Below are 3,821 nucleotides of genomic sequence, written 5' to 3'. Positions count from 1 at the left end.
CTTGTTAGAAAGAAGTCAGAAGTTTCGGGATTCTTTGATGGAAACCGCAGCGATAACGGGCCAGGATAAGCCCCAGACTCTAGAACCTGAAGTCAGGTCAATCAGAGAGCGAACTATCAGCAATTGACACTGTTTGACCAAGGTTTAACTACGTTAGTTGTGTATCTCTTACCTCTTGCCTCTTCCCTATGCAATTACTTTCGCCGCTCATGTAATTTCCGATACACATCCCTTAAATCAACTTGATGATATGCCAAAGCTACTAGACTATGATAGAATAAATCCGCGACTTCACCAGCGATCGCATCACTATCATCATCTTTACAAGCCATAACCACCTCCGCGCTTTCCTCACCAATCTTTTTCAAAATCTTATTATCACCACCTGCCAATAATTTACAGGTATAAGAAGTTTCATTAGGTTCATCCCGGCGATCGCAGATAACAGCAAACAATTGTGATAAACTATCCCCTGGTGGTGGTGTCACCGTCCCACCAACCTGGTGAAAACAACTACGTTCCCCCGTATGACAAGCAACATCACCCAATTGCTCCACAACCACCAAAAGAGCATCACTATCGCAATCATAACGAATACTTTGCACCTTTTGAATATGGCCAGAAGTTGCCCCTTTGTGCCAAAATTCCTGACGGGAACGACTCCAAAACCAAGTTTCCCCAGTTTCTAAAGTCTTTTGTAAAGATTCTTGATTCATCCAAGCCATCATTAGCACCGTACCATCTAGATAATCTTGGATAATAGCCGGAACTAAACCCTTGTCATCATAGCGAATTTTGTCCACAGGGATAGCAGATGAGAGTAATAACAGTTGGGGAGAGGACATACCAGTTAATTTAGAATAATCTTTGACCTAACATAGCATTTTCGGTTAATTCTAGATCATAGAAATTCTGAGTAACTTTTCGACCTATCCTAAGATAGAGCATAAATTATTTATTTCCCCAGTTTAGGGAGGAAACCTTGGTAAATACCTCAATTAAAACCACAAAATCACAAGAAATCTTTGCTGCTGCTCAAAAACTTATGCCCGGAGGGGTTAGTTCTCCCGTGCGTGCGTTTAAATCCGTAGGTGGACAACCAATAGTATTTGATCGTGTTCATGGCGCATATATTTGGGATGTAGACGGTAACAAATACATTGACTATGTTGGTACTTGGGGACCAGCCATTTGTGGTCATGCTCACCCAGAAGTCATTTCCGCACTACACACAGCCCTAGACAAAGGGACTAGTTTTGGCGCTCCCTGCGTCCTAGAAAACATTTTAGCGGAAATGGTCATTGATGCTGTTCCTAGCGTGGAAATGGTCAGATTTGTCAACTCTGGTACAGAAGCTTGTATGGCTGTATTACGGCTCATGCGAGCCTTCACTAACAGAGAAAAAGTAATCAAGTTTGAAGGCTGCTATCACGGACACGCTGATATGTTCTTGGTCAAAGCCGGTTCTGGAGTCGCTACTCTGGGTTTACCCGACTCACCCGGAGTACCTAAAGCTACCACAGCCAGCACTTTAACCGCCCCTTTCAATGATTTAGACGCGGTAAAAGCCCTATTTGAACAAAACCCTGGGGAAATCGCCGGTATCATTCTTGAACCAGTAGTTGGTAACGCCGGTTTTATTACCCCTGATGCTGGGTTCTTAGAAGGACTCAGGGAACTTACTCATGAATATGGTGCATTATTAGTATTTGATGAAGTCATGACAGGCTTTCGGATTGCTTACGGTGGCGCTCAAGCAAAATTTGGTATTACTCCCGACTTAACAACTTTAGGTAAAGTTATTGGTGGCGGTTTACCAGTGGGCGCGTATGGTGGTCGCCGCGAAATCATGTCTATGATTGCTCCCGCAGGTCCAGTGTATCAAGCAGGAACTCTTTCCGGTAATCCTTTAGCTATGACAGCGGGGATTAAAACCCTAGAATTACTCAGCAAACCTGGTACTTATCAATACTTAGAACAAATTACTAAACAGTTAGCTGATGGATTGTTAAAAATCTGCGCTGATACGGGTCACGCTGCTTGTGGTGGTAATATTAGCGCGATGTTTGGGTTGTTTTTCACCTCTGGACCAGTACATAATTATGAAGACGCTAAAAAGGCTGATACAGCGAAGTTTGGTCGTTTTCATCGCGGAATGTTAGAACATGGTATTTACCTAGCACCGTCTCAATTTGAAGCTGGTTTCACTTCTTTAGCACACACTAAAGAAGATATCGAACAGACTTTAGCGGCCGCGAAAGATGTCCTGTCTAGTCTGTAACATCTTTATTTAAGTAATATCAACTATCCCCGACTTCTTGTATCAAATAAAAAAGAAGTCGGGGATCTGGAATTTGTGGTGTTTACCCTTCTATGATTTTAATTTCCTCTGGTGTTAATTCATAAAGTTGATAAACTAGTTGATCTATTTCTGTTTCAATGTTTTTAACATTTTTACCGTTAGCATCAAGACATTTTTGTACAAGGTTTTCTATTTCTTGACGCTGTGATTCCGTTGCGGTGGGAATAGGAAAATCTTTCATAAAAATCGAGCTTGGTTCATAAAAATCACCCTGTAGTTTTGAAAGTAGCTGCTGAAATAAAAACATGACAACACTAGAGTTAAGAACTGCTAGTAAAACTTTATCATTGCAAGGAATAATAAATGCCTTTTGATTGGTATAATATCCTGATTCATCCCACGCAAATTCATTACGTTTACAGATATTTGGATAAATAATTTTAGGTTGCTCAAATTCTGACCAGTAAATGCAAGAGCGAAGCTCCCAAAAGAATTTTCCTTGATCTGAACGTTTAATTAATGTATTTCTAAATTGAGAAAAATATCTATAAATTGCAGGATATGTTTTATCAAAAATTTTCTCTGCTTCTTTCTCTATTTTATCAGACCAAGAATGTTTTTTATTTTCAGAAGATTCTATTTTGATAAGATATTGCTCTGCAAATTGTAAATCCCATCTTTTAACATCACGACCACGCAGCAAAGGCTTGATAACTTCAGCAGAAGAAGGATGTTCAGCAATTAGTCTATCTCGTGTTTCTCTATCTATAACGAAAGCTTCATTAAAACCTGTTTTAATTCCGTAATAAAATTGACCATTAACATACTCTTCTAATGGTGTACCAAAATTTCGCAATTTTGTTAATAAATCTAGGATTTGCGAGGATTCTAGCCGCCAACCGTCTGATTGTAAATTCTTCTGTAAAATAATTAAACCCTCCTTTTTTAATACCGTTACAAATTCAGCAATCTTTTCTTTTTTCGTTGTATTCCATGATAATATCTGTACTTGGTTATGCTCTGGTTTAACCTTACTTAAAGTAATAATGCTAGGATAAGCAATGGCTTCTTCAAAAACTGGGAAATCACCAAAATCAATTAGATTGTAAATGGTTGTTGAATTTGTTAAAAGCTGACGTAATTTTTCACCATAACCTGCTCGAAAATATTTATTAGAAGAGATGTAAGTTAAATGACCTTTCGATTTTAATAAATGCAACCCTATTTCATAGAAATAAACAAATATATCAGCAATTCCTGTATAACATTGATAACGCTGCTGCAAAATTGGTTTTAATTGTTTAATTTCTTCCTGTCTAATATAAGGAGGATTTCCCATAACCACATCAAAACCAACAAAAACACCATCATTATTTAACACTTCAGGAAACTCAAAGCGCCATTCTAAAGCATTTTCATACATTCTACCATTTTCTATTTCCTCAATTTCCACCCGTAACTTATCAATTTCATTATTCAACTTAGCGATTTTTTTCTCCCGCTTCGTTCTCTCAGCTTT

Annotated in this window: 3 protein-coding genes; 1 reads left to right on the top strand and 2 read right to left on the bottom strand. The window is 38.6% G+C overall.

Annotated elements, in window-relative coordinates; genetic code table 11:
- Window positions 1–194 precede the first annotated feature (194 nt).
- A complete protein-coding gene (gene hisIE, locus H6F39_RS20060) occupies window positions 195–845 on the bottom strand; it encodes a bifunctional phosphoribosyl-AMP cyclohydrolase/phosphoribosyl-ATP diphosphatase HisIE (protein WP_137909458.1) in 651 nt (216 codons plus the stop codon).
- 137 nt (window positions 846–982) lie between these two features.
- Here hisIE and hemL point away from each other — a divergent pair, with 137 nt between their 5' ends.
- The gene (gene hemL / locus H6F39_RS20055; protein ID WP_190372828.1) at window positions 983–2,281 is read left to right on the top strand and encodes a glutamate-1-semialdehyde 2,1-aminomutase; all 1,299 of its coding nucleotides are present in this window, start codon (window positions 983–985) and stop codon (window positions 2,279–2,281) included.
- 82 nt (window positions 2,282–2,363) lie between these two features.
- Here hemL and H6F39_RS20050 read toward each other — a convergent pair.
- The coding region (locus H6F39_RS20050; RefSeq protein WP_190397297.1) for a TaqI-like C-terminal specificity domain-containing protein at window positions 2,364–3,821 on the bottom strand (1,458 nt) is incomplete at its 5' end.

The sequence above is a fragment of the Dolichospermum sp. FACHB-1250 genome, from assembly GCF_014696335.1.
Classification (GTDB): domain Bacteria; phylum Cyanobacteriota; class Cyanobacteriia; order Cyanobacteriales; family Nostocaceae; genus Dolichospermum; species Dolichospermum planctonicum.
Note: the sequence above shows the minus strand (reverse complement) of the source record. Positions and strands in the feature narration are given on the sequence as shown.

Bases quoted from the DNA above. Each gene is read 5' to 3' on its own strand.
- hisIE (WP_137909458.1), bottom strand. From the start codon at position 845: ATGTCCTCTCCCCAACTGTTATTACTCTCATCTGCTATCCCTGTGGAC.